The sequence below is a fragment of the Sphingomonas sp. GC_Shp_6 genome (genome assembly GCF_026540835.1).
Taxonomy (GTDB): Bacteria; Pseudomonadota; Alphaproteobacteria; order Sphingomonadales; family Sphingomonadaceae; genus Sphingomonas.
Genome location: NZ_JALNUO010000003.1, coordinates 270823 through 292109 on the forward strand (window position 1 = coordinate 270823; position 21287 = coordinate 292109).

The 21287-nt window shown below is 66.2% G+C and carries 22 protein-coding genes and 1 tRNA gene; 19 read left to right on the plus strand and 4 right to left on the minus strand.

Translation table 11 applies throughout. The features are described 5' to 3' along the window. Positions 1–10: 10 nt before the first annotated feature. Together OXQ95_RS05760 and OXQ95_RS05765 are read right to left on the minus strand one after the other, a co-directional pair. Entirely contained in the window at positions 11–1531 is a 1521-nt protein-coding gene (locus OXQ95_RS05760) for a TolC family outer membrane protein (RefSeq protein WP_267380512.1), read from the minus strand. Next, positions 1531–2205, minus strand: coding sequence for a protein-L-isoaspartate O-methyltransferase (locus tag OXQ95_RS05765; protein WP_267380514.1), 675 nt, complete (start codon positions 2203–2205; stop codon positions 1531–1533). The genes OXQ95_RS05760 and OXQ95_RS05765 overlap by 1 nt, the downstream gene beginning before the upstream one ends. 687 nt (positions 2206–2892) lie before the next feature. Between OXQ95_RS05765 and OXQ95_RS05770 the strand changes: the two genes are divergently transcribed. From OXQ95_RS05770 to OXQ95_RS05795, 6 genes are all read left to right on the plus strand, one after another. Further along, on the plus strand, positions 2893–5445 hold the full coding sequence (locus OXQ95_RS05770; protein WP_267380516.1) for a phage/plasmid primase, P4 family: 2553 nt from the start codon (positions 2893–2895) through the stop codon (positions 5443–5445). A gap of 293 nt (positions 5446–5738) precedes the next feature. Continuing rightward, complete coding sequence (locus OXQ95_RS05775) at positions 5739–5960, plus strand: hypothetical protein (RefSeq protein WP_267380518.1); 222 nt, start codon at positions 5739–5741, stop codon at positions 5958–5960. A gap of 142 nt (positions 5961–6102) precedes the next feature. Beyond that, entirely contained in the window at positions 6103–6384 is a 282-nt protein-coding gene (locus OXQ95_RS05780) for a helix-turn-helix domain-containing protein (RefSeq protein ID WP_267380521.1), read from the plus strand. Beyond that, positions 6381–8426, plus strand: coding sequence for a prohead protease/major capsid protein fusion protein (locus OXQ95_RS05785; RefSeq protein ID WP_267380523.1), 2046 nt, complete (start codon positions 6381–6383; stop codon positions 8424–8426). Before OXQ95_RS05780 ends, OXQ95_RS05785 begins: the two co-directional genes overlap by 4 nt. 93 nt (positions 8427–8519) lie before the next feature. Further along, complete coding sequence (locus tag OXQ95_RS05790; RefSeq protein ID WP_267380525.1) at positions 8520–8816, plus strand: hypothetical protein; 297 nt, start codon at positions 8520–8522, stop codon at positions 8814–8816. Continuing rightward, positions 8813–9445, plus strand: coding sequence for a hypothetical protein (locus OXQ95_RS05795; protein WP_267380527.1), 633 nt, complete (start codon positions 8813–8815; stop codon positions 9443–9445). The genes OXQ95_RS05790 and OXQ95_RS05795 overlap by 4 nt, the downstream gene beginning before the upstream one ends. Positions 9446–9731: 286 nt before the next feature. Here the strand turns inward: OXQ95_RS05795 and OXQ95_RS05800 are convergent, their stop codons facing one another. Together OXQ95_RS05800 and OXQ95_RS05805 are read right to left on the minus strand one after the other, a co-directional pair. Beyond that, on the minus strand, positions 9732–9959 hold the full coding sequence (locus OXQ95_RS05800) for a hypothetical protein (RefSeq protein WP_267380529.1): 228 nt from the start codon (positions 9957–9959) through the stop codon (positions 9732–9734). An 8-nt stretch (positions 9960–9967) separates the two neighbouring features. Beyond that, positions 9968–10195, minus strand: coding sequence for a hypothetical protein (locus OXQ95_RS05805; protein WP_267380530.1), 228 nt, complete (start codon positions 10193–10195; stop codon positions 9968–9970). A gap of 88 nt (positions 10196–10283) precedes the next feature. Between OXQ95_RS05805 and OXQ95_RS05810 the strand changes: the two genes are divergently transcribed. The 13 genes from OXQ95_RS05810 to OXQ95_RS05870 all read left to right on the plus strand — a co-directional run bounded on the left by OXQ95_RS05810 (position 10284) and on the right by OXQ95_RS05870 (position 21235). Then, positions 10284–10931 carry a hypothetical protein gene (locus OXQ95_RS05810; protein ID WP_267380532.1) on the plus strand — a complete coding sequence of 216 codons (648 nt, stop codon included), beginning with the start codon at positions 10284–10286 and terminating at the stop codon, positions 10929–10931. Then, positions 10928–11671, plus strand: coding sequence for a hypothetical protein (locus OXQ95_RS05815; protein WP_267380534.1), 744 nt, complete (start codon positions 10928–10930; stop codon positions 11669–11671). The genes OXQ95_RS05810 and OXQ95_RS05815 overlap by 4 nt, the downstream gene beginning before the upstream one ends. Beyond that, entirely contained in the window at positions 11664–11924 is a 261-nt protein-coding gene (locus OXQ95_RS05820; protein ID WP_267380536.1) for a hypothetical protein, read from the plus strand. Before OXQ95_RS05815 ends, OXQ95_RS05820 begins: the two co-directional genes overlap by 8 nt. Next, positions 11917–12924, plus strand: coding sequence for a tyrosine-type recombinase/integrase (locus OXQ95_RS18790; protein WP_267380538.1), 1008 nt, complete (start codon positions 11917–11919; stop codon positions 12922–12924). Before OXQ95_RS05820 ends, OXQ95_RS18790 begins: the two co-directional genes overlap by 8 nt. A 94-nt stretch (positions 12925–13018) precedes the next feature. Next, positions 13019–13092 (plus strand) — tRNA-Cys (locus OXQ95_RS05830). Positions 13093–13720: 628 nt separating this feature from the next. Continuing rightward, positions 13721–14032 (plus strand): STAS domain-containing protein, encoded by a 312-nt coding sequence (locus tag OXQ95_RS05835; RefSeq protein WP_267380540.1) that lies wholly within the window; start codon positions 13721–13723, stop codon positions 14030–14032. Then, a complete protein-coding gene (locus OXQ95_RS05840) occupies positions 14029–14397 on the plus strand; it encodes a response regulator (protein WP_267380542.1) in 369 nt (122 codons plus the stop codon). The genes OXQ95_RS05835 and OXQ95_RS05840 overlap by 4 nt, the downstream gene beginning before the upstream one ends. Then, positions 14394–16361, plus strand: coding sequence for a chemotaxis protein CheA (locus tag OXQ95_RS05845; protein ID WP_267380544.1), 1968 nt, complete (start codon positions 14394–14396; stop codon positions 16359–16361). The genes OXQ95_RS05840 and OXQ95_RS05845 overlap by 4 nt, the downstream gene beginning before the upstream one ends. Next, on the plus strand, positions 16348–16875 hold the full coding sequence (locus tag OXQ95_RS05850) for a chemotaxis protein CheW (protein ID WP_242095354.1): 528 nt from the start codon (positions 16348–16350) through the stop codon (positions 16873–16875). Before OXQ95_RS05845 ends, OXQ95_RS05850 begins: the two co-directional genes overlap by 14 nt. Before the next feature lie 41 nt (positions 16876–16916). Next, positions 16917–18728: a methyl-accepting chemotaxis protein gene (locus OXQ95_RS05855; RefSeq protein WP_267380547.1), complete on the plus strand. Its 1812-nt coding sequence runs from the start codon at positions 16917–16919 to the stop codon at positions 18726–18728. Continuing rightward, entirely contained in the window at positions 18725–19204 is a 480-nt protein-coding gene (locus tag OXQ95_RS05860) for a chemotaxis protein CheW (RefSeq protein ID WP_267380549.1), read from the plus strand. Before OXQ95_RS05855 ends, OXQ95_RS05860 begins: the two co-directional genes overlap by 4 nt. An 89-nt stretch (positions 19205–19293) precedes the next feature. Then, on the plus strand, positions 19294–20151 hold the full coding sequence (locus tag OXQ95_RS05865) for a CheR family methyltransferase (protein WP_242095351.1): 858 nt from the start codon (positions 19294–19296) through the stop codon (positions 20149–20151). Between the two features lies 1 nt (position 20152). Next, positions 20153–21235, plus strand: coding sequence for a chemotaxis response regulator protein-glutamate methylesterase (locus tag OXQ95_RS05870; RefSeq protein ID WP_242095350.1), 1083 nt, complete (start codon positions 20153–20155; stop codon positions 21233–21235). The last annotated feature ends 52 nt before the right edge of the window (positions 21236–21287 follow it).

The window sequence follows — 21287 nt, forward strand, 5'->3', positions numbered from 1 at the left end:
GCCACCACCCTTATTGACGGCGGCTCGGCGCTTGCGCACCTGTGGTTAACGGCGCGCGTCTGTCAACCGGGCTTTCGAGCATCGGGTCGACGGGCGCCGCGACGGTGGCGTCCTGCGCCGGGGTCTGGGCGGTCGATGTCGCCTGTGCATTGGGCTCGCCATCGCCGCCGAAATCGCCGAACCGGTTGCGGACGCGCTCGTAATTGGTCACCGGATTGTAGAGCACACCGCCCTCCAGCCCCAGGTCGCGCGCCTCGGCATCGCCCATCGCGGCCAGCAGCGCGAAGCCCGCGACATAGGCGTCGCGCCGCGCCGTCACCAGCGTCACCTGGCTGTTGAGCAGCTCCTGCTCGGCGTTCAGGATGTCGAGGATGGTGCGCGTGCCCACGCTGTTCTCGGCGCGCACGCCTTCGAGGCTCAGCTTGTTCGCGTTCACCGCCGTCTCGGACGAGGCGATCACCTGTTCGGACGATTTCCAGCTCGCATAGGCCGACCGCGTTTGCGCGATCACCGCGCGTTCGGCCGAGGTCGCATTCTCGATCGACTGGCTGCGCAGCGCCTCCGCCTGGCGCACCAGCGATGCCGGGCGCCCGCCCTGGAACAGCGGCACCGTCAAGGCGACCCCTGCGGTGCCCGACGTGCCCGTCTGGCCCACCGGCACCGCGGTGCCCGCGCCCAGCGAACCCAGATAATTGTAATAATTGCCGCCCAGCACGACGCTCAGCTTGGGCAGCCGGCTCGCGCGCGCCACGTTCACGTCGTAACGCGTCGCATCGCGCGCCTTGGCGGCGGCCAGCAGCGTCGGATTGTTGTTCAGCGCCTCGCCCACCGCCGCGTTGGGCGACGGCGGCAGCTTCGGCAGCGTGGGCGGCACTTCGAGCTTCGTGGGCGGCGTCCCCACGACGCGGATATAGGTTTCGCGGCTGCCGATCAGCTGCGCCTGCGCGGTTTCGAGCTGCGCGCGGGCGAGCGCGAGCCGCGCCTGCGACTGCGCCACGTCGGTGCGCGTCAGGTCGCCGACCTGGAACCGGTCCTGGCTCGCCTGCAGGTTCACCTCCAGCACGCGGACATTCTGCATGTTGAGCCCGACGATCGCCTCGTCGCGGATCACGTCCATATAGCTGGCGACCACTGCGGTGAAGAGATCCGATTCGGTGCCGCGCAGCGTGGCCCGTCCCGCCTCCACGCGAGTCTCGGCCGCGCGCACCGAACTGCGCACCGCGCCGCCCTGATAGACGGGCACGGTTAGCTGCGTGTTCCCCGTCGCCTGGCGCGCGGGCGAGGCGAGCGAATTGCTGGTGCCGAGCACATTCTCGACATAGCCCGTGTTCAGCGCCACCGACGGCAGCCCCGCCGAGCGCGCCTGCGGCACGCCCTCGTCGGTCGCGCGCAGCGCCGCGCGCTGGCCGGTGATCGTGGGATTGCTCGCATAGGCCTTGACGAGCGCCTCGCGCAGAGTCTCCGCCGATGCGGGGCCCGCGATGAGGCTCGCCCCGGCGAAGAGCAGCCAGCCGGAACGGAGCCGCGCCATCAGAAGCGGAACGGCGTGGGCTGGTCGAAGCCCGGCAGCACGGCGCAGTCGCAATCGAGAAACGGCATCACCGCGAACCCGCCGGGCGTGCGCGCACCCGCGGCGAGCCGCGTCAGGCCGCGATCGACCAGGCCCAGCACCGCCCGGCCGCCCGGCCGGATCTGATCCGCCAGCGCCTGCGGCACCGCGGGCACCGCGCCGTCGATCACCAGCACGTCATAGGGCGCACCCGCGGCATCACCCTCGGCCAGCGGCCCCTCGACCAGCACGATGCGCTTGGCGTGCTCCAGCCGCTCGCGCGCGATCGCGGCGAGCGCCGGGTCGCTCTCGACCGCGGTCACCTCGGCAACGATCTCGGCGAGCACCGCCGCGGTATAGCCCCCGGCCGATCCGATCAGCAGCACGCGCTCGTCTGCGTGCAGATCCGCGGCATCGAGCAGCCGCGCGGTGGCCAGCGGCAGATTGGCGTAACGCCCGCCGCCCAGCGCGATTGCGGTGTCGCGATACGCCAGATCGCGCGCGCTGCGGGGAAGATAATCCTCGCGCGGCAGGCGTGCCATCGCGGCGACCACGCGCTGGTCCTCGACCGCAGTGGTCCGCAACTGGCTCGCCACCATCGCGTGGCGCATCGTGGCGAACCGGTCGCCGCTGATCTGATCCATGTCCGTCGTCATCATGCCCACCCTGTCGCACAGCCGTGTTAGTTATGCAATACACTTCGTTTCGCGCCATGTTCTATCCCGCGCGCCGGCCACCGCCAAGCCGTCTGCACACGGATTTGCACGGCGAAATGGTTGACACCCTCGCCCCGCCCCGGCATTGGCCCCGCCTCCAGCGATCGAGGCCCGATGGCGGAGTGGTGACGTAGAGGACTGCAAAGCCACACCCGAGTGGCAGAAAACCTCAAGTTTTCGCAGTTTACGGGGTGAAAGCACCCTACCCAATATCAATGACTTAGCAGCCGACTGCGAACTTTATCGGGCTGCAAGTAGCCCTTGCGCGACCGGTTTGGATCGTGCCGGGATCGAACTGGCAGCGAGCTACGCGCAGCGCGCGGATGGCTGGCCGGTTGGCCCCGAGCACCCCCACGGGGGCGGTTTGCATTGCACGTCCCCTACGGTTCAGCTTGTAGAGCGGCCCGTTGCCGGCAGCGCTCGTCGCTTCGTTGTCTACACGCTGTTCCCGTTCAATCGGATCGACCGCCGCTATCCGCCCTCGGCGCCCATGACGCTGATGCGGGCGCGGCGATTCGCATTCGCGCGCCTTGATGCCTTGGCGCCGAATGGACGCGCGGTACGCGGCAGCGGACCCGGAATCGAGTGGTGGCGCGGCGGGGATCATATCGGTCTGGAGGTGCTGCGGTGAACGCCACCACACCCTTGCTCGAAGCCGCGCTCGACTATGCCGCGCGCGGCTGGTCTGTCTTCCCCTGTTCACCCGTGCACAAGCGCCCGCTCGTAGCGGCCGACAAGGATGCGGCCGGGAAGCCGGTCAAGGGCACGGGCGGCGTATGCAAGGCGACCACCAACCCCGATCAGGTACGCGCCTGGTGGTCGAAATGGCCGTCCGCGATGATCGGCATCGCGATGGGTTCGAACAGGCTGTTCGCGCTCGACTTTGACCCACGCGTTGATCCTGACACGGGTGAGGAATGGACCCTTGAGCGCCTGAAGGGCGAACTGGAGGCGCAGATTGGCGGGCCGCTGCCGGCCTCGCTCGCGGTGCGCACGCCTAGCGGCGGCGTCCACGTCTATCTCCAGCAGCCGACCGACGGGGACACGATCCGAAACCGGGGTAACCTCCCCGAGCATGTCGATGTGCGCGGCGAAGGCGGCTACGTCATCGCGCCGCCTAGCGTCATGAAGGACGGCCGGCGCTATCGCTGGCTCCGCGACGATGCCGGCGCCGCGATCGTCCCAGCGCCCGCCGCGCTCGTCACGGTCCTGCAAGCCCGCAAGGGTGCAACGCCGACCCATGGACAGCCAAAGCTGAGGTTGGTGGACGGAGCGCCGCCCGCGCAACGCTATGCCATGGCCGCGCTCGATCGCGAGTGCCAGACGATTCAGTCGGCCGCCAGCGGTGCGCGCCAGAACGCTCTTAACCGCGGTGCCTATTCGGTCGCGCAGCTGGTCGCGGCCGGCGCCATCGGCGAACCGCTCGCACGCTCCGCGATAATGCAGGCGGCGCTTGCCAACCCGGGCAACGACGATCGGAGCGCGATCGAGGCGACAATAGACAGCGGCTGGACGGCCGGCATGGCGCAGCCCCGCGACCTGTCGGCTGTCGCGACCCACGCCGGGAACGCTCGTCAACGGACGGCAAATGACAATCCACCCTTGCGCGATCCGGCGTCGGAAGACGCGCTGAATCGGCGCTTGTGCCAGCGTCCCTTCACGGACCTCGGCAATGCGGAGCGGTTCGCCGCGCGCTACGGAGATCGGGTCCGCTACGTCGATAAGATGGGCTGGATCGCATATGACGGCCGGCGGTTCATCCTCGACGGTGCGGATGCGCTGATCGGCGGATGGACGCAGGACACGGTTCGCACGATCCGTGCCGAGGCCAAGGCCATGGTTGCCAGCGGCCGGCGCGACCTCGGCGTTGACGGCGCGCTTGACGATCTGGTCGAGACGAAGCGTGACGGCTCCGAAGTGTTGCTATCCGACAAGCTGCTCGCGTGGGCGAAGGCGTCGGAGAGCGCGACGCGTCTTGCCTGCATTCCCGGCATCGCGAAGAACATCGGTGGTGCAGGGCTGACGATTCAGCCCGAGCAACTGGACCGCAGCCCGTTCCTCATCAACGTGCTGAACGGCACGCTGGAGCTTGTGCACGAAGCGGACGCACCCGAGCCGTGGGCGAAGCTGACGCTCCGGCCGCACGATCCGGCCGACCTCATCACGCGCCTTGCACCTGTCGAGTATCGGCCGGGTGCCGAGTGCCCGGTCTATGACCGCTTCCTTGCCCGTGTGCAGCCGGCCGAGGATATGCGCCGCTTCCTTCACCAGTGGGGCGGCCTGTCGCTTACCGGAGATGTGTCGGAACAGAAGCTAGCGTTTTTCCACGGCAAGGGCGCGAACGGCAAGTCGACGCTGGTCGATACCTGGGCGACGATCGCGGGCGACCTCGCCGGCACGGTGCCGATCGAAACGTTCCTCGATCAGGGGCGGAAGCGGAAAGGATCGGACGCCTCGCCTGATTTGGCGGCACTAGTCGGCGTCCGCCTGCTGCGAACCTCGGAGCCGGAAAAAGGATCGAAGCTCGCGGAGGCGCTAATCAAGCTGGCGACGGGTGGCGAGCCAATGTCGGTGCGCCGGCTGAACCGCGACCCGTTCGACCTCTACCCGCAATTCAAGATGACCATGTCGGGCAATCACCGGCCATCGATCAGCGGCATCGATGACGGCATCTGGCGACGCGTTATGCTGGTGCCGTGGGAGGTGCAGATCCCCGATGCCGAAAAGGACCGCCAGCTGGTCGCCAAGATGCAGCGCGAGGCGAGCGGCATCCTCAATCGGTTGCTCGCAGGGCTGACCGACTGGCGCCTCCACGGGCTTCAGGAGCCGGCCATCGTTCGCGGCGCGACGGCTGACTACCGCGAGGAGAGCGACCCCATGGGGCGCTTCCTTGCGGCCTGTACGGCCGAGGCCAAGGGCGAGCGCGTCCAGTCTTCCAAGCTCCACGCGCTGTTCATCGCTTGGGCACGCGCGGCCGGTGAGCGCGAGTGGACACAGACGGGCTTCAGCAAGGCCATGCTCGATCGCGGGCACCGCAAGGTGGAAAGCCACGGCATGCGCTGGCTCGACCTCACCACCACGCGCGTGCCGGCCGACTTCGAGGACCCGGATGCGATCGGTGTCGATGATCGTCCATCGTCCCCGCACCCCTTTGGAGATGATGATGACCGGCCAATCTGACCCGCCTTGCAAGGGTTCGTGCAAGGGTAGTGCAACGGTTTGTGCAAGGGTTTTCCCTAGCGTTTCCGCGCGTCTGCAAGGGTTGCAAGAGTTCTGTGTAACCCTGCCTCACATGTATGCGCGCATACATGCGCAGGCGCATGTGTGTGTCTTTACCTTTAACCCTTGCAACCCTTGCAACCCTTGCACTTCTTTCTCAAGAATGGCGGATTTCCGCCATTCTCCGTCATCCAAGCGTGCAAGGGTCGCGCAAGGGTTATCCATTTCAACGCAAGGGTTCACGGAGACTGACCATGACGAAGCCTACTACGCTCTGCGATCAGCTGATCCAGCATGCGCTGGACCATACCGACCACACCGCGCCGGCCGTCGCCGTGCTGATGCGCGCTGCCGCCACGATCATGCATCGCGCATTCGGGCCGGACAAAGCGGTGGCGTTGATGGTCGAGATGGCGACAACCGCCGAGATCGACTGGCACAAGGCGCGGGGCGTGGCTGGGAAGGCGCCGAACTAACCTCGACCGCGCGGACCCCACCCCTCACGGGTCCCTTCGGGGGCGCCAGGCGCATTGCGGTGTGGCGCGGTGCATCGTTTCAGCGTTCAAACGCCGTTCGTGATTATGAACTTCATGAACTGAACTGTTCACGGGGGTGGGCATGATCATCGATCAGGTCCGCGACTTCGATGAGAAGGCGGCTGCACGGATCCTCTCGATCGCGCCGAAGACGCTGAGCCGCTGGCGCAAGGCTGGCATGGTCAGTCACTACCGGACCCCGACCGGGCGCGTGCGCTACACCATGGACGACCTTATCGCCGTCCAGCGGCGCGGCCGGGTGCCGGTCGAAGTGGCAATGTCCGCAAATGTCCTCGCATGTCCTCAATTGGGTGCGCGTGTCACGTCGACCAACGGCGACGATGCGCCGACGATGGCGGCATGACGATGACCGCCGCCAGCACCGCCGAACGACGCGCCAGCGCAACCGCCGCCCACCGCGACGTGAGCCTTCAGCCTGGGACGTGGAACCCGGAGACGCGCACGCTGGATGTGGTGTGGACGACGGGAGCGCGAGGCGCGCGGTTCGACTGGGACAGCTTCGACATGATCGAAGAGGAACTGGCGACCGCTCCGCAGAACGTTCGCCTCGATCGATTGAACAACGGCGCGCCGGTCCTCAATACGCATGATCGAAGCGACCTTGGCAGTCAGATCGGCGTAGTCGTCCCCGGCTCGGCTCGCATGCAAGGCGGGCAAGGGATCGCAACGCTCCAACTTTCCGCGCGCGCCGACCTAGCGCCGATCGTCGGTGACATTGCGGCCGGTATTATCCGCAATCTGTCAGTCGGGTACGTGGTCTACGTCTACGAGGTCGAGCAACCCGCCGGCCGACCGGCCGTATGGCGCGCGATCGACTGGGAGCCGACCGAGGTCAGCTTCGTCCCCGTGCCCTTCGATGCGCAAGCACAAGTCCGCTCTGCACCCGCCGCCACGCACCATTCCTGCATCATCCGCACACTCAATCGATCGGAGCCCATCATGACCGTTCCCGCCTCCAGCACCACCCTTTCGACCACCGACGCACCCGTAACGGTTTCCCCGCCTGCCACGCTTGCCCAGCTGCGCGCGATGGCGACCGACATGGGCACGTTCGACAATCTGACGCCCGAGGCGTGTTCGCATATGGCGGTTCAGATCGCGGAGCGGGGCATGGGCGAAGCGGAGGCGCGTGTGGCGATGCTGGCGATCATGGGCGAACGCCAGCGCATGCGGTCAGGCGGTAATGCCGCCAGCCCCCGCCAATTTTACGCCGATGTCGCACTCGGTTTGGGGGGAGGACCGAACGCCACCTTCGACAATCCGACGTTCCATGCCCGCGCGATCGAGGACGCGCTCTATGCGCGTATGAGCGGACGGGCGCCTACCGATCAGGCGCGCGAGTTCGCCGGTATGACGATGGTGCAGCTGGCAGGCGAGATGCTGTCGCGCAACGGCGTCGCTAATGCCCATCGCATGGCGCCCAACGAGGTCCTGAGCGCGTCCGCCTGGAACCGCGTGGGCGCGCGGGCGGGCTTCGTGCAGGATCACGCTCGTGCTTTCGCTGGTGGCATGCACACCACCAGCGATTTTCCGGACCTTCTCACCGCAGCCGGACAGCGTTTCCTGCTCGACATGTTCGCTGCTGCCGCGTCGCCGCTGAAGACCGTGGCGCGGCAGCGATCCGCCCGCGACTTCCGCCAAATCAGCGGGCTGCAACTGTCGGGCTTCGGCACACTGGTGGAGGTGCCGGAGAGCGGCGAAATCAAGAGCGGCACGTTTAAGTCGCGCAAGGAAAGCTACGCGCTGAAGACATTCGCGAAGCAGTTCTCGCTGAGCCGGCAAGCGATCATCAACGACGACTTGGGGGCGTTCGGTGATCCGATCCGGCTCATGGCGCGCGCGTCGGCCGAAACCGAAGCGAGCCTGCTCGCGCAGCTGATCGACAGCAACCCGATCATGGCGGACGGCAAGCCGCTGTTCCATGCCAGCCACGGCAATCTCGCGCCCGTGGGCGCCGCCCCCAGCGTCGAGACGCTCGACGCAGGTCGCTTCGCCATGCGTATGCAGAAGGACGATGATGGAGTGACGCCGCTCGCCACCGCGCCGAAATATATCCTGTCGGCCGCGAGCGACGAGACGCTGATCGAGAAGCTGATCAGCTCGCCGCTCACCGCCAACCAGGTGGACAACGCGAACCCGTTTGCGGGCAAGCTCGCGCCGCTGGTCGATCCGCGCCTTGGGGGCGACGGCTGGTATCTGTTCGCCGATCCCGCCCTCTCGCCGGTGCTGGAGTACGCCTACCTCGATGGCGAGGCCGGTCCGCATGTCGAGATGCAGGAAGCGTGGGACACCCTCGGAACCGCCTTCCGCGTCTACATGGATTTCGGCGCTGGCGTGGTCGATTCACGCGGTGCCTACAAGAACCCCGGCGCAGCGCCGGCGTAGCCAAAGCGAAGGGTGGATATACCGGCGGGAGGGACCGCCCTGGGCTTCGACTTCGCCCCCTTTCATCCCTCCCGTCACACAATTGGACATTTCATGAGCAAGTTCCTTGCCACTGCCGCCGAGATCGTCGGCGGCATCGCGCTAGTCGCTACGGGACTCGGGGCCGTTCCCGGCCTGGGGCTCGGCGCAAGCGCTCTTCATGTCATCGGCGTCGTTGCCAAAGTTTCATCCTTTGCGGCTGCAGCCTTGGCTGCGGGTAGTGCACTGACCGCGAAACGTATTTCCAGCGCCTCGCCGGACGAGTGGTCTGCCAATCCAAACGCTGGAATGGATATCGTCTTCGGGCACGTCATGCCGGGGGCGGTGCGCTTTACAGGAGCAGCGCCATGAGCGCGGTGAGTGTAATCGTTCAGTCCTGTAGCGTCTCGCTACTGACCGATGGAGCCTTGTGTGCACATGACGGCACACTTCGCGCGATTGCTTCCAAGGTCGCGATCAACCAGCGCCTTCGGATGGCGATTGTAGGGATCGGTCGAATTCGGCCGAATGAGATTGCCGCCAAAATACCTGTCAGATCGCAGAACGAGGCCATACGAAGCCTGCCCGCCTTCCTTGCAATGCACCGCCAGTGGAACGCGGAAAACGCCGCCGACTATGAACGGGCCGGCCGAAACGACTGCCACCTAATTGTCGGCCTTTGGTCCGACGATGAAGACGCACCCGAGGCTTGGATTGTTGGTAGCAGCCAAGCGTTCTTCGGTCCCAGCTACCGCCCCTTCACCCTCGCGCAAATAGATCAACTATGTATGCCGCCGATCGCGGCCGGTGCGTTCGATCCTGCCGTGTTCGATCCCAGGGCATCAGGCGCGGCCGTGCTCTCCGAGCAGCGGAAACACCTGAACCGCGGAAAACACTGGGTAGGGGGGTTTGGCGAGTTGACAACAGTCACCGCCGAAGGGGTGAATTTTGATCGGCTATTAGGATGGTCTGACAAGGTTGGGGAGGCCATCACACCATGATCCCCCCCGTTGAACATCGTACTGTCGACAGCCGCCAGCTGGCTAACGTCTTCCATCAGCGGCATCACAACGTCCTTACTGCGATTGACCTAGTGTTACGCCAGTGCCCCGCCGCAGCACCGCACTATCGCTTTGATCGCCATCCCGTGACTGCTGGGCTCGGGGGCACCCGCTTTTGTCGCCACGCCGCAATTGATCGTGAAGGATTTATGCTTCTCGCGATGGCGTTCCCGTCAACACTTCGGGAGCAGGCGCTACATTGGCTGACGTGGCTTTCGGAAACAAGCTAAAGATATTGGACCTGAACTTGAACTCCAACTAGGTCGTCGTTCAAGGATATACCGGCCTTCACTTCTAAGAGATGGTTGACGGCGATTACCTTGAAGCGATCCTCTCGACGGTCGGGCCAACGAATAGTGATCTTTTCACCTACACGCGGAACAATAGGTAACTTCGTATCATGAATGATGGCCGCGTCCTCGATCGTGCCTTCATGAATGCGGACCAAAAACATGGGTTCTCCTAACGTGCCGGCTTCAACTGCATGGGAAAGTCGGGATCGGCATGCATGCCCATATTGAGTAAGCGTCGAATGGCTTGCGGCCGGGATAGCCCGAGGCCCGCGTTCTTCTCGATCCATCGATCTAGATCCGCCAGCTGCTCGGGTTGAAGGCGAACGCCAATCATCGTGCCGACACCAGTTGCGGGGCGGCCTCTTTTTTTGGCAACAGAAATGCTTGCGTCACTCATGAGTTTATGACTACATAAAAAACGAGCCGAGGCAAGGAGGCAACCTCGCACCCGGCTCTAACCGCAACCGATCATCTGGAGATCGATCATGGCTACTCGCGCCCTTAGCGCCGACGCCGGACGTGCGTCATCCGAAATCCCCGAGGAAATTTCCGCCCCGAGCCGGCGCGGTCTATTGGCGATCGTCGCCGGCGCGGGTGTCGGAGCATTCGCTATCAACGGTCCGCTTCAAGCCGTCGCGCCCGCGATGCGGCCTTGGGATCGTCTCTGCGCCATTTACGAGCATTCGGCCGCCAGCTCGGCCGATTATTTCGAGACCACGTTCAAGCCTGCGTGGGATTGCTTCGATGCGGTCGTGGGCGAGCCGCCACGGTTATCTTTCATCCATCGTGCCTCGAATGGGCATGAGTGCGAAGTGCCGGTCTCGCTCGAAGATGAGACGATCCCGCATCCTATTGGACCATACCGGACACAAGCCAAGGCGGCCGCGAGAGCGCACAGAGAGTGGCTGGAACGCCGAAGGGCAGCGGAGGCGAGCCCTCAGTGGCAGGCCATGAGCAAACACATGGACGGGCTGTATGACACCGAAGATCGGTCACGGGCCGCTCTTATGGCCACCGATGCGCCGGACGCATGGGCGTTGGCGTTCAAATTGCAACTCGCCCTAAGCAACGACGAAATGTGGGAAGCTGACCGCGAAGCGCTACTTAATGACGTAAAGCGGTTCCTCGCATGACCAACGACCTAGACCTGTTGGCGTTCGGCCCGAGCGATTGGGGCGAACGCCAGCTGGCGCGGCTGATCGATCGCGAATGCATCGCCAGCCATAAAACTTTGGGCGGGGTATTTACACCTGATCAGCTGTTAGCTAATCAAGCCTCAACAAGTGAGGTAATGATGAGCGACGGAATGATGATCCCGGCCTACATGCAGCCCGTTTGCACCGCCGGACAGGTGTCCTCGATCTTGGCGCGCCCACGTCCGACCATCACCGGCTGGATCAACCGGTACGAAGCGCTCGGCATTCCTCAGGTGGCGCAGGGATCGACGCGAATGTTCACCTGCGCTGACATCGGCAAGCTGACGGCGCTCCGGCTCGCGATCAGCGCCGGCAACATGGCGGACGCGTTGTTCAGCGGGCTTGACCTGATCGAGCCCGAGATCGCTTCCGAGTTCGAGGACCTTTTCGCGCAAGCGCAGCTGGACGAATGGGGCGCTAGCGGGAGCCTGCGCCCCCGCCTGCCTATGTTCGACGCCAAACAGCTGCGACTGGTCAATCGCGGACCCGCCGGTCTCGTCGCTGAAGGTTTCTTCCCGACGCGAGCCCGGCCGGACAGCGCGTACATCGCTGACCTCGCCGGCTTCCAGCTACCGGAAACGGTCCTGCCCCTCGGGCAGGCCCTCCGCAACGCATGGACTCGCATGCTGCATCTGCTGAACGGATTTAGCTTGGACGAGGAAGGTCGCGATGGCTGATCGTGCCACCCTCCCCCACTGGCCGCGCCTGATGCGCATCGACCTTGCCGCGCAGTATCTGGGTGTGAGCGCATCGACATTCCGGGGACTGGCTATCACTCCCCAGAATATCGGCGCGTGCGTCGTCTATGATCGGCAGTCGCTCGATCGCTTCGCCGATCACCTGGCAGGCCAGCCCCTCACGCCGGAAGAGCGGTCGGCGCAATCGGCCGATGTCGAGCGGGCGTTCCTTCAGAAGCGCCGCCGTGGGTAAGGCGCTCAAATATACCTACCGCGTCAAAGGGACATATTGGCGCTTCCGGCGCGCCGAACTGGACGTTGCGTTGCCGGGCTCCCCCGGCGACGCGCAGTTCCACGCGCGCTACGCTGAGCTGCTGGCGCTGGCCAACGCGAAGCCGAAGGCGGCGCCTTCGCGAACGTCCTGGGCATGGCTGGTGGGCCAGTATCTCACCAGCGCAGAGTTCCGCGCACTCGCTTCCGAAACCCGCGACGACTATGAGCGCACCTGCGATCTGATCGTAGTTGAGCTGGGTGACCAGCCGTTCGCGCTAACGACCCGGCGCATGATCAAAGCGGTCCGCGATGCCTACAGCGACACGCCCCGCAAGGCGGACAAGATCCGGCAGATGACGAGCCGCCTCTATAGCTGGGCGGACGAGAGCGAGCTTGTGCCCGAGGGCTTCAACCCCGTTAAGGGGCTCAAGAAGCTGAAGCACAAGGTCAACCCCTATGTGCCCTGGTCGGATGAAGAGATCGAACTGTTCCTCGACAAGGCGCCCGCTCATGCCCTGACGCCCGTCCTACTCGCTCTCTACACCGGGCAGCGTGCTTCTGACGTCGTGGCGATGACGTGGAACGACTACAAGGGATCGACCATCCGCGTCCGTCAGGACAAGACTGACGAGTTCTTGGACATCTACTGCCATCCCCGACTGCGAGACCACCTGGACCGCCTGAAGGCGACCGGTGGCAAGCGCGCCGTCGTCATGTCGCTCAGCGCGGCCGACAAGCCCTACAACGGCGGGAGCCTGTCGCAGGCACTTTCCCGCGCGATCGAGGCGATTGAGGAAATGCCGCATCGAACCATGCACGGCCTCCGCTACGCAGCGGCCGCTCGCCTGGAGGAAGCGGGCTGCACGATCGCCGAGATTTCGGCCGTCCTGGGCCACCGCACCTACCAGATGGCAATGAAGTATATCGAGCAGCGCAAGGCTGCCAAGCGGGCCGGCGAAAAGCTGGAGGCGCGCGCGTGATTGCGAACTCGCCTACAAAAAGTGCGAACTTTTCCCCCAGCGGCGTTGACGCGGCGGCAGAAAGCACGCAAACGCGCGCCTCCCACGCAATCGAGGCCCGATGGCGGAGTGGTGACGTAGAGGACTGCAAATCCTCGCACCCGGGTTCGATTCCCGGTCGGGCCTCCAGCGGTCAAGCCGTTGTTTTCAGCACCCTTATCGACATGACCCCGGCAGCAGTGGGGCTGCTTTCGATCACTGGCGTGTGTAGATCGCGTGCAACTGTGTAGCGATTGTTCGATCGGGTGCGCTGATGGCGGCATCAATATGCTGCCCGTACAGCCATCGGACAGACGTAGCGGGCCGATTAGCCGAATTCCATTTTCATCATCCCGACGGGACGGTCTTAGCCGCCCCCCCCCGGCCCCGCGTCGTCGCCGACGAACGGTCCAGCGACTGACGGGCAGTTCATTCTTGCATTCGACCGGATGAACACACCGCTCGGCCTTGTCCCGTGGAGCCCCTGCCGACGGCGGCTAATCGCTTTCCGTCACAGGTGACCTGCATGTCTCCCAAGCCCTTCAAAAGCCTCCATGATTAAGGACACAACAGCCCTTGTTCCCGGCGCCCTTTCGCCCGATCGCCTTGATCTCGACCTGAAGAGATCTGTTCATTTCGGTTCGTCTATTCCGATCGGCGGCTCCGCCCACAAACAACGAACAATAACGCTCGCCTTTCGGCGCCGATGAATAGAAACCGTTTTGGGGTTATTAACTTGTCTCCGCTATCCCCGGACCTCGGCACGGACGGGGGTTACATGGCAACAGAGATCAGGACCGCAGAGGCGGTCACCATACAGTCGGTCGCGGACCTGCACGCGGAGCTGTCCGACGGTTTGGCCGCGGGTGCGGACATCGTCATCGATGCATCGCCGATAAGGGCCGCCGATCTGAGTTTCGTCCAATTGGTCACGGCCGCGCGTATCGAAGCCGAACGGCGCGGCACGGCGCTGACGCTCGCGCAGCCCGCCAATGCCGTCCTCACCGCTTTGCTCGATCGGGCCGGCTTCACCGCACAGCCCGATCCCGCCTCTGCCCATTTCTGGTTCCACGGAGAATGTCCGCGATGAGCGCCTCTATCCTTACCGTCGACGACAGCGCCAGCCTGCGCATGGCGATCCGCATCGCGCTCACCGGCGCGGGCTATGCCGTGACCGAGGCGTGCGACGGCGTCGAGGGTCTCGCTAAGGCGGCCGACGCCGAGTTCGACCTGATCGTCACCGATCTCAACATGCCGAACATGGACGGCCTGACGATGATCCGCGAGCTTCGCAAGCAGCCCGCCCAGGCCGGCGTGCCGATCATCTTCCTGACCACCGAAAGCGACGCCGACATGAAGGCCCAGGCCAAGGCGGCCGGCGCGACCGGCTGGCTGGTCAAACCCTTCGTCGCCGACCAGCTCGTCAAGGTCGCGCGCAAGGTGCTCGGACGGTGAGCGCCGAGGATCCGGTCGCCGCCTTTCGGGTCGAGGCCGCCGAACTGCTCGATCAGGTCGAGCAGGGGTTGCTGGATCTCGGCCACCGGCTGGACGATCACGATCTCGTCAATGCGGTGTTTCGCGGGCTGCATACGCTCAAGGGTTCGGGCGCGATGTTCGGCTTCGACGCGCTGGCGGGTTTCACCCATCATTGCGAAAGCGCGTTCGACCGCGTGCGCAAGGGCCAGGTGCCAGCGACCGCCGAGCTGGTCGCGGTGATCCTGTCCGCGCAGGATCATATGCGGGCGCTGGTGGATGGCGATGCGCCTACTGCGGATGGCGACGCGATCCTCGCGCGGCTCCAGGCGGCGATCGACGGTGCCGCCTATACCGCGCCCGAACCGTGCATGGCGGCCGGATCCGAGGTGCGGCGCGGGTGGAAGATCCGCTTCCGCCTGCCGCCCGATGCCATGGCGAACGGCACCAATCCGCTCGTCCTGCTCGAGGAACTGCGCACGCTGGGCGACTGCACGATCGTTGCGGACACCGGCGGCATCCCCGCGCTCGCCGATCTCGATCCCACCCACTGCCATGTCGGCTGGAACGCGACGCTGTTCGGCGACGCGACGCGGGACGATATCGAGGACGTCTTCATCTTCGTCATGGACGACATGGTGCTGGCGATCGAATCCCTGATGCCCGAACCCGCCGCGATCGTGGCGCCGCTCGAGGCCGCGATCCCCGCCGCCCCCGCGCCGGTGGCGCCGGATCAGCCCACCCCCACCGCGAAAGCCGCAGCCGCCCGGACGGAGGAAACCGTCCGCGTTCCGGCGGAGCGGCTGGACGCGCTGATGGACCGCGTCGGCGAACTGGTGATCGCGCAGAGCCGCCTTTCGCAGCTCGCGCATGGTTGCCACGATCTGGTGCTGCGCTCGGTATCGGAGGAGATCGAGCGGCTGGCCGGCGAATTGCGCGACACGATGATGGTGCTGCGCATGGTGCCTGTCGCCTCGCTGTTCGGGCGCTTCCGCCGGCTGATCCACGATCTTGCGCGAGACACCGGCAAGACGATCGAACTCGCGACCGACGGCGAAGCGACCGAGGTCGACAAGACGGTGATCGAGCGGCTGTTCGATCCGATGGTCCACCTGATCCGCAACAGCTGCGATCATGGGCTGGAGGAGCCGGGCCAACGCACCGCCGCGAGCAAGGCGGCCGCCGGTACGGTGCGGCTGTCGGCGCATCAGGCAGGCGGCGAGGTGGTCATCACGATCCGCGACGACGGGCGCGGCATCGATCGCGGGCGTGTCCGCGCGAAGGCCGAGGCCAACGGGCTGATCCAGCCCGGTCAGGCGCTGACGGAACAGGAACTGCTCCAGCTCATCTTCGCGCCCGGCTTTTCCACCGCCGCGCAGGTCACCAGCCTGTCGGGCCGGGGCGTCGGCATGGACGTCGTCAAACGCACCATCGAGGGGTTGCGGGGGTCGATCGACGTCCAGTCGGTTGACGGCGCGGGATCGACGATCTCGCTGCGCATCCCGCTGACGCTCGCGATCATCGATGGGCTGCTCGTGCGGGTGGGTGCGGCCCGCTACGTGATCCCGCTGACCGCGGTCGAGGAATGCCTGGAGCTGAGCCTCGAAGACGATATGCGCCACCGCGGGCGCAGCCTCATCACCCTGCGCGAGCGGCTCGTGCCGTTCGTGCGGCTGCGCGAGCTGTTCGCGACCGATACCCGCCCCGATCCCTATCAGAAGATCGTGGTGGTCACGACCGCGCAGGGCCGCGTCGGGCTGGTCGTCGACCAGATCGTCGGCAACCACCAGACGGTCATCAAGCCGATGTCGTCGCTCCACCGCGATGCCGCCACCTTTGCCGGCGCCACGATCCTGGGCGACGGCGAGGTCGCGCTGATCCTCGACATCGCCCAGCTCGTGACGCTCGCCCAACCCGACGAGGAGAGCCGCCGTGCAGCCGGATGAGATCCAAACGGGCGTCGTCGCCCATCAGGACTGGACGAACGGCGAACTCGAGGTGCTCGTCTTCGATCTGGGCGGCCAGAGCTTCGCGGTCGAGGCGGTGCTGGTGCGCGAGATCCTGGACATGATGCCCGAAACGCGGGTGCCGGGCGCGCCCGCGCTGTTCGCCAGCGTCGTGAACTTCCGCGGCAAGATCATCCCGCTGGCCGATCTGCGGCTCGCCTTCGGCATTCCGGCCTCCGACGCCACGGTCGACAGCCGGATCGTCGTGATCGAGATCATGCTGGACGGCGAGGCGGTCACCGCCGGGCTCAAGACCGACAAGGTCCATGAGGTCGCGACCTTCGCGGCGAAATCGAGCGAGGACGTGCCGGTGGTGGGCCTGCGCTGGCGCCGCGATTTCGTCCGCGCGCTGGTGCGCCACGGCGCAGGCGACATCGTCGTGCTGCCCGATCTCCACGCGATCTTCGACGCGATCACACGGGGCGAGCCCGTCGCACCGCGATCCATTCACTGATCTGTCCTTTGGGGGGAACTACAATGCGTGCAACCATCAAAATGAAACTGGGGGCCACGTTCGGCATCCTGATCCTGATGATGCTGGCCGTCGTCGGCGTCGGCATCACCCGGATGAGCAGCCTCAACTCGGCTATCACCGAAGTCATCGGGGGGCCTGCGCACCGCCTGAACGTGGCGCAACAATTCGAGATCGAACTGGGCCTCGTCCTGCGGCTCGAAAAGAACATGGCGCTGACGACCGACGAGGCGCTGACGCGCGACTTCGACCGTCAGAGCGCCGAGCATCGCAAGAAGGCGGAGACGCTTCTCGGCGAAGGCATCGCCTCCGCGACCGTCAGCAAGCCTTTGTGGCTCAAGATGCAACAGGAATGGGATGTCTATAAGGCGATCAACGATCGGATCCGTGCGCTCGGAATGAAAAACGAGAACGCCGAAGCGGGCCGGCTCTCGATCACCGACGCGCGAAAGGCCGCGCTCGAACTCACCGCGTCCGCCGACGAAGTCGTCGCTCTGCTCCAGCAGCAGATGCACCAGGCCGACCTGGACACCGACGCCCTCTATGCCCAGGCCCGCGCGACGCTGCTGGCCGCCGCGGCGCTCGCGATTCTCGTCGCTGTCGCCGGAGCGCTGTGGATCTCCATGCTGGTGTCGCGGGGCCTGAAGCGGATCGGGGCCGCGATCGATGCCGTGGCCATCGGCGATCTCGATCAGGACGTCACGGTGACGAGCAACGACGAGATCAAGGACCTCGTCGCCACCGTCAACCGCATGACAACCAACCTGCGCATGAGCGCCTCGCTGGCGGACGCGATCGCGGGCGGCGACCTGACGGTCGATCACACGCCGCTGTCGGACAAGGACAAGCTGGGCCATGCGCTGATCGCGATGGTGGAGCGTCTGCGTCGCGTGGTGGGTGACGCATCCGCCGCCGCCGCCAATGTGGCAGCGGGGTCGCAGCAGCTCTCGGCCTCGTCCGAGCAGGTCTCGCAGGGCGCGACCGAACAGGCCGCCGCCGCCGAGGAGGCCTCGGCATCGATGGAGCAGATGGCCGCCAACATCAAACAGAACGCCGACAACGCCGCGCAGACGGAAAAGATCGCGCGCCAGTCGTCCAAGGATGCCGAGGCGAGCGGCGTGGCGGTCGACAAGGCGGTGGGCGCGATGCGCACCATCGCCGAGAAGATCGGCATCGTCCAGGAGATCGCCCGCCAGACCGACCTGCTGGCGCTGAACGCGGCGGTCGAGGCGGCGCGCGCCGGCGAGCACGGCAAAGGCTTCGCGGTCGTCGCCTCGGAGGTGCGCAAGCTGGCCGAGCGCAGTCAGACCGCGGCGGCCGAGATCGGTTCGGTGTCGACGGAGACGGTGAAGGCCGCGGCCGAAGCGGGCGACATGCTCACGCGCCTCGTGCCCGACATCCGCCGGACCGCCGAACTCGTCGCGGAGATCAGCGCGGCGTGCCGCGAGCAGGATATCGGGGCGAGTCAGATCAACCAGGCCATCCAGCAGCTCGACACCGTCACCCAGCAGAATGCGGGCGCCTCGGAACAGATCTCGTCCACCTCGGAAGAGCTGGCGGGTCAGGCCGAGGAATTGCAGACCAGCATCGCCTATTTCCGGGTCGACGATGGCGACGCCCGGGTGCAGCCGGTGACCGCCGCACGCAAGGCGCCGGCGTCGGCCCGCAAGGCGCCTGCCAAGGTGAAGGCGGCCGCCAAGGCCAAGCCCGCACCCGCCGGCAAGGCGCGGGCAGGTTCGGTCGGTGACCAGCAGGCGCGAGTCCGCGGCTTTGCGCTCGATCTGGCGCAGGGTGGCCCGGACGACGAAGACGCCGAATTCGGCCAGGCCGCATGAGCGCCGCCGCCCAGGTCCAGGCCGTCACCTTCGGCCTGGGCGACGAGGTCTTCGCCCTGTCGGTGACGATGGTGCGCGAGATCCTCGACTACACGCCCGCCTTCCGCGTCCCCCATGGGCCGGATTGGATGCTCGGCCTCACCGACGTTCGCGGCCAGGGCGTGCCGATGGTAGATCTGCGCACACGGCTGGGTCTGGCGCGCGCCGAACCCACGCTGGCCACGCGCGTGCTGATCGTGGATGTCCCGCTCGCCGATCGGCAGGTGGCGCTCGGGCTGGTGGTCGATCGCGTGCTGGCGGTCGCGACCTTCAGCGCCGACCGGATCGAGGCCGCGCCCGATATCGGGCTGCGGTGGCGTTCCGATTATATCCAGGGCGTCGTCCGCGACGCGGGCGCCTTCGTCGTCCTGGTGGACATCGCGCGGATCTTCGCTGCCGATGACTCCGATGTCGCCGCGCTTGGCGTCGCCGCCTGACCCGGCCCCGGTCGGAGCATGGCCCCGCGCCGCGCCGGCCGGGGCGTTCCGGAACCATCCCTTTGGCCGATCGACCGGAAACCGCTCCCATGTCCGCTGCCTCGACCCTCATGATCGCCCGCACCGGTGTCGATCGGCTCAGCCCGCAGAATCTGGCGCGCCTATCCGCCTTCGTCTTCGACCGGACCGGAATCAAGATGCCGCTGACCAAGGCGGTGATGCTGGAAGGCCGCCTGCGTCGGCGGTTGCGCGACACCGCGTGCGCGACGCTCGACGCCTATTGCGACCATTTCTTCAGCGGCCAAGCCGACGATGCCGAGACCGGCCATCTCATCAACGCCGTAACCACCAACAAGACCGACTTCTTTCGCGAGCCGGGCCATTTCGACTTTCTCGTCGATACGGTGCTGCCGGCGTTCGCCGCGACCGGCCGGCGTCGGCTGCGGGCGTGGAGCGCGGCGTGCTCGACGGGTGCGGAACCCTATACCATGGCGATGCTGCTCGACCGGTTCGCGCAGGCGAACGGCATCGACTATGGCATCCTGGCGACCGACATCGACACCGAGGTGCTGGAGACCGCACGCCGCGGCATCTATCCCGCCGCGCTGGTGGAGCCCGTGCCCCCTGCCCTGCGCAACCGCTATCTCACCCGCGCGCTGGCCCCCCGCGACGATCGCGTCCGGATCGTGCCCGCGCTCCGATCGGCGGTCGGCTTCGCCCCGCTCAACCTGATGGACGACCATTATCCGGTCGGCGCGCCGATGGACGTGATCTTCTGCCGCAACGTGCTGATCTATTTCGACCGCGCCACGCAGGAAGCCGTCGTCCGGCGGCTGTGCGCGTGCCTGCGCCCCGGCGGCCATCTGTTTCTCGGCCATTCGGAATCGATCGCGGGGCTCGATCTGCCGGTCAGACCGGTCTCCTACACCGTATTCGAACGGAACTGACATGAAGAAGGTCCGGGTTCTCGTCATCGACGACAGCGCGAGCGTCCGCCAGGTGATGACCGCGATCCTCCAGGAGGATCCCGAGATCGAGGTGATCGCGACCGCCGCCGACCCGTTCGCGGCGGCGCGCTACATCCAGGAGGAGGTGCCCGACGTCATCACGCTCGACGTCGAGATGCCGCGGATGGACGGCGTCACCTTTCTGCGCAAGCTGATGAGCCAATGCCCCACGCCCGTGGTGATGTGTTCGTCGCTGGTCGAGGAGGGATCGGAGACCTTGCTCCAGGCGCTGGAGGCGGGCGCGGTCGACGTGATCCTGAAGCCGCGCATCGGCGTGGCCGATCATCTCGCCGAGGCGCGGATGATGATCCGCGAGACGGTGAAGGGGGCCGCACGGGCGCGGGTGCAGGCGAAACGAAGCGGCGATCGCGCCCAGGCCCAGGCCCCGCAACGCAGGCTCACCGCCGACGCGGTGCTGCCGCCACCCAGCGGCAAGGCGATGAGCCGCACGACGGAAATGGTCGTCTGCATCGGCGCCTCCACCGGCGGCACCGAGGCGCTGCGCGAGGTGCTGGAGGCGCTGCCCGCCAACGCGCCGGGGATCGTCATCGTCCAGCACATGCCCGAAAGCTTCACCAAGGCCTTTGCCAAGCGGCTCAACGGGCTGTGCGAGGTCGACGTGAAGGAGGCCGAGGACGGCGACACCGTGATGCGCGGCCATGTGCTGATCGCGCCGGGCGGGCTGCGCCACACGATGCTCGAACGCCAGGGCGCGCGCTATGTGGTGGCGGTGCGCGAGGGACCGCTGGTTTCGCGCCATCGCCCGTCGGTCGACGTGCTGTTCCGGTCCGCGGCGCGCAACGCCGGCGCCAACGCGGTCGGCATCATCATGACCGGCATGGGCGACGACGGCGCGCGCGGTCTGCTGGAGATGAAACAGGCCGGTGCCCGCACGATCGCGCAGGACGAGGCCAGCTCCATCGTGTTCGGCATGCCCAAGGAGGCGATCGCGCGCGGTGCCGCCGACCGGATCGCCCCGCTGAACCACATCGCGCGCGAGCTGCTGCAGGCTGCGGCACGATGACGTGGCAGCATCGCCACCGCCCCGCGGCGCCCGCCCGACCAGGAGAGACGAC

Excerpts from the sequence above, each read along its gene's own strand:
- OXQ95_RS05760 (WP_267380512.1), bottom strand. The coding sequence starts at position 1,531 with ATGGCGCGGCTCCGTTCCGGCTGGCTGCTCTTCGCCGGGGCGAGCCTC.
- OXQ95_RS05765 (WP_267380514.1), bottom strand. The coding sequence starts at position 2,205 with ATGACGACGGACATGGATCAGATCAGCGGCGACCGGTTCGCCACGATG.
- OXQ95_RS05775 (WP_267380518.1), top strand. The coding sequence starts at position 5,739 with ATGACGAAGCCTACTACGCTCTGCGATCAGCTGATCCAGCATGCGCTG.
- OXQ95_RS05780 (WP_267380521.1), top strand. The coding sequence starts at position 6,103 with ATGATCATCGATCAGGTCCGCGACTTCGATGAGAAGGCGGCTGCACGG.
- OXQ95_RS05785 (WP_267380523.1), top strand. The coding sequence starts at position 6,381 with ATGACGATGACCGCCGCCAGCACCGCCGAACGACGCGCCAGCGCAACC.
- OXQ95_RS05790 (WP_267380525.1), top strand. The coding sequence starts at position 8,520 with ATGAGCAAGTTCCTTGCCACTGCCGCCGAGATCGTCGGCGGCATCGCG.
- OXQ95_RS05795 (WP_267380527.1), top strand. The coding sequence starts at position 8,813 with ATGAGCGCGGTGAGTGTAATCGTTCAGTCCTGTAGCGTCTCGCTACTG.
- OXQ95_RS05800 (WP_267380529.1), bottom strand. The coding sequence starts at position 9,959 with ATGTTTTTGGTCCGCATTCATGAAGGCACGATCGAGGACGCGGCCATC.
- OXQ95_RS05805 (WP_267380530.1), bottom strand. The coding sequence starts at position 10,195 with ATGAGTGACGCAAGCATTTCTGTTGCCAAAAAAAGAGGCCGCCCCGCA.
- OXQ95_RS05810 (WP_267380532.1), top strand. The coding sequence starts at position 10,284 with ATGGCTACTCGCGCCCTTAGCGCCGACGCCGGACGTGCGTCATCCGAA.
- OXQ95_RS05815 (WP_267380534.1), top strand. The coding sequence starts at position 10,928 with ATGACCAACGACCTAGACCTGTTGGCGTTCGGCCCGAGCGATTGGGGC.
- OXQ95_RS05820 (WP_267380536.1), top strand. The coding sequence starts at position 11,664 with ATGGCTGATCGTGCCACCCTCCCCCACTGGCCGCGCCTGATGCGCATC.
- OXQ95_RS05835 (WP_267380540.1), top strand. The coding sequence starts at position 13,721 with ATGGCAACAGAGATCAGGACCGCAGAGGCGGTCACCATACAGTCGGTC.
- OXQ95_RS05840 (WP_267380542.1), top strand. The coding sequence starts at position 14,029 with ATGAGCGCCTCTATCCTTACCGTCGACGACAGCGCCAGCCTGCGCATG.
- OXQ95_RS05855 (WP_267380547.1), top strand. The coding sequence starts at position 16,917 with ATGAAACTGGGGGCCACGTTCGGCATCCTGATCCTGATGATGCTGGCC.
- OXQ95_RS05860 (WP_267380549.1), top strand. The coding sequence starts at position 18,725 with ATGAGCGCCGCCGCCCAGGTCCAGGCCGTCACCTTCGGCCTGGGCGAC.
- OXQ95_RS05865 (WP_242095351.1), top strand. The coding sequence starts at position 19,294 with ATGTCCGCTGCCTCGACCCTCATGATCGCCCGCACCGGTGTCGATCGG.
- OXQ95_RS05870 (WP_242095350.1), top strand. The coding sequence starts at position 20,153 with ATGAAGAAGGTCCGGGTTCTCGTCATCGACGACAGCGCGAGCGTCCGC.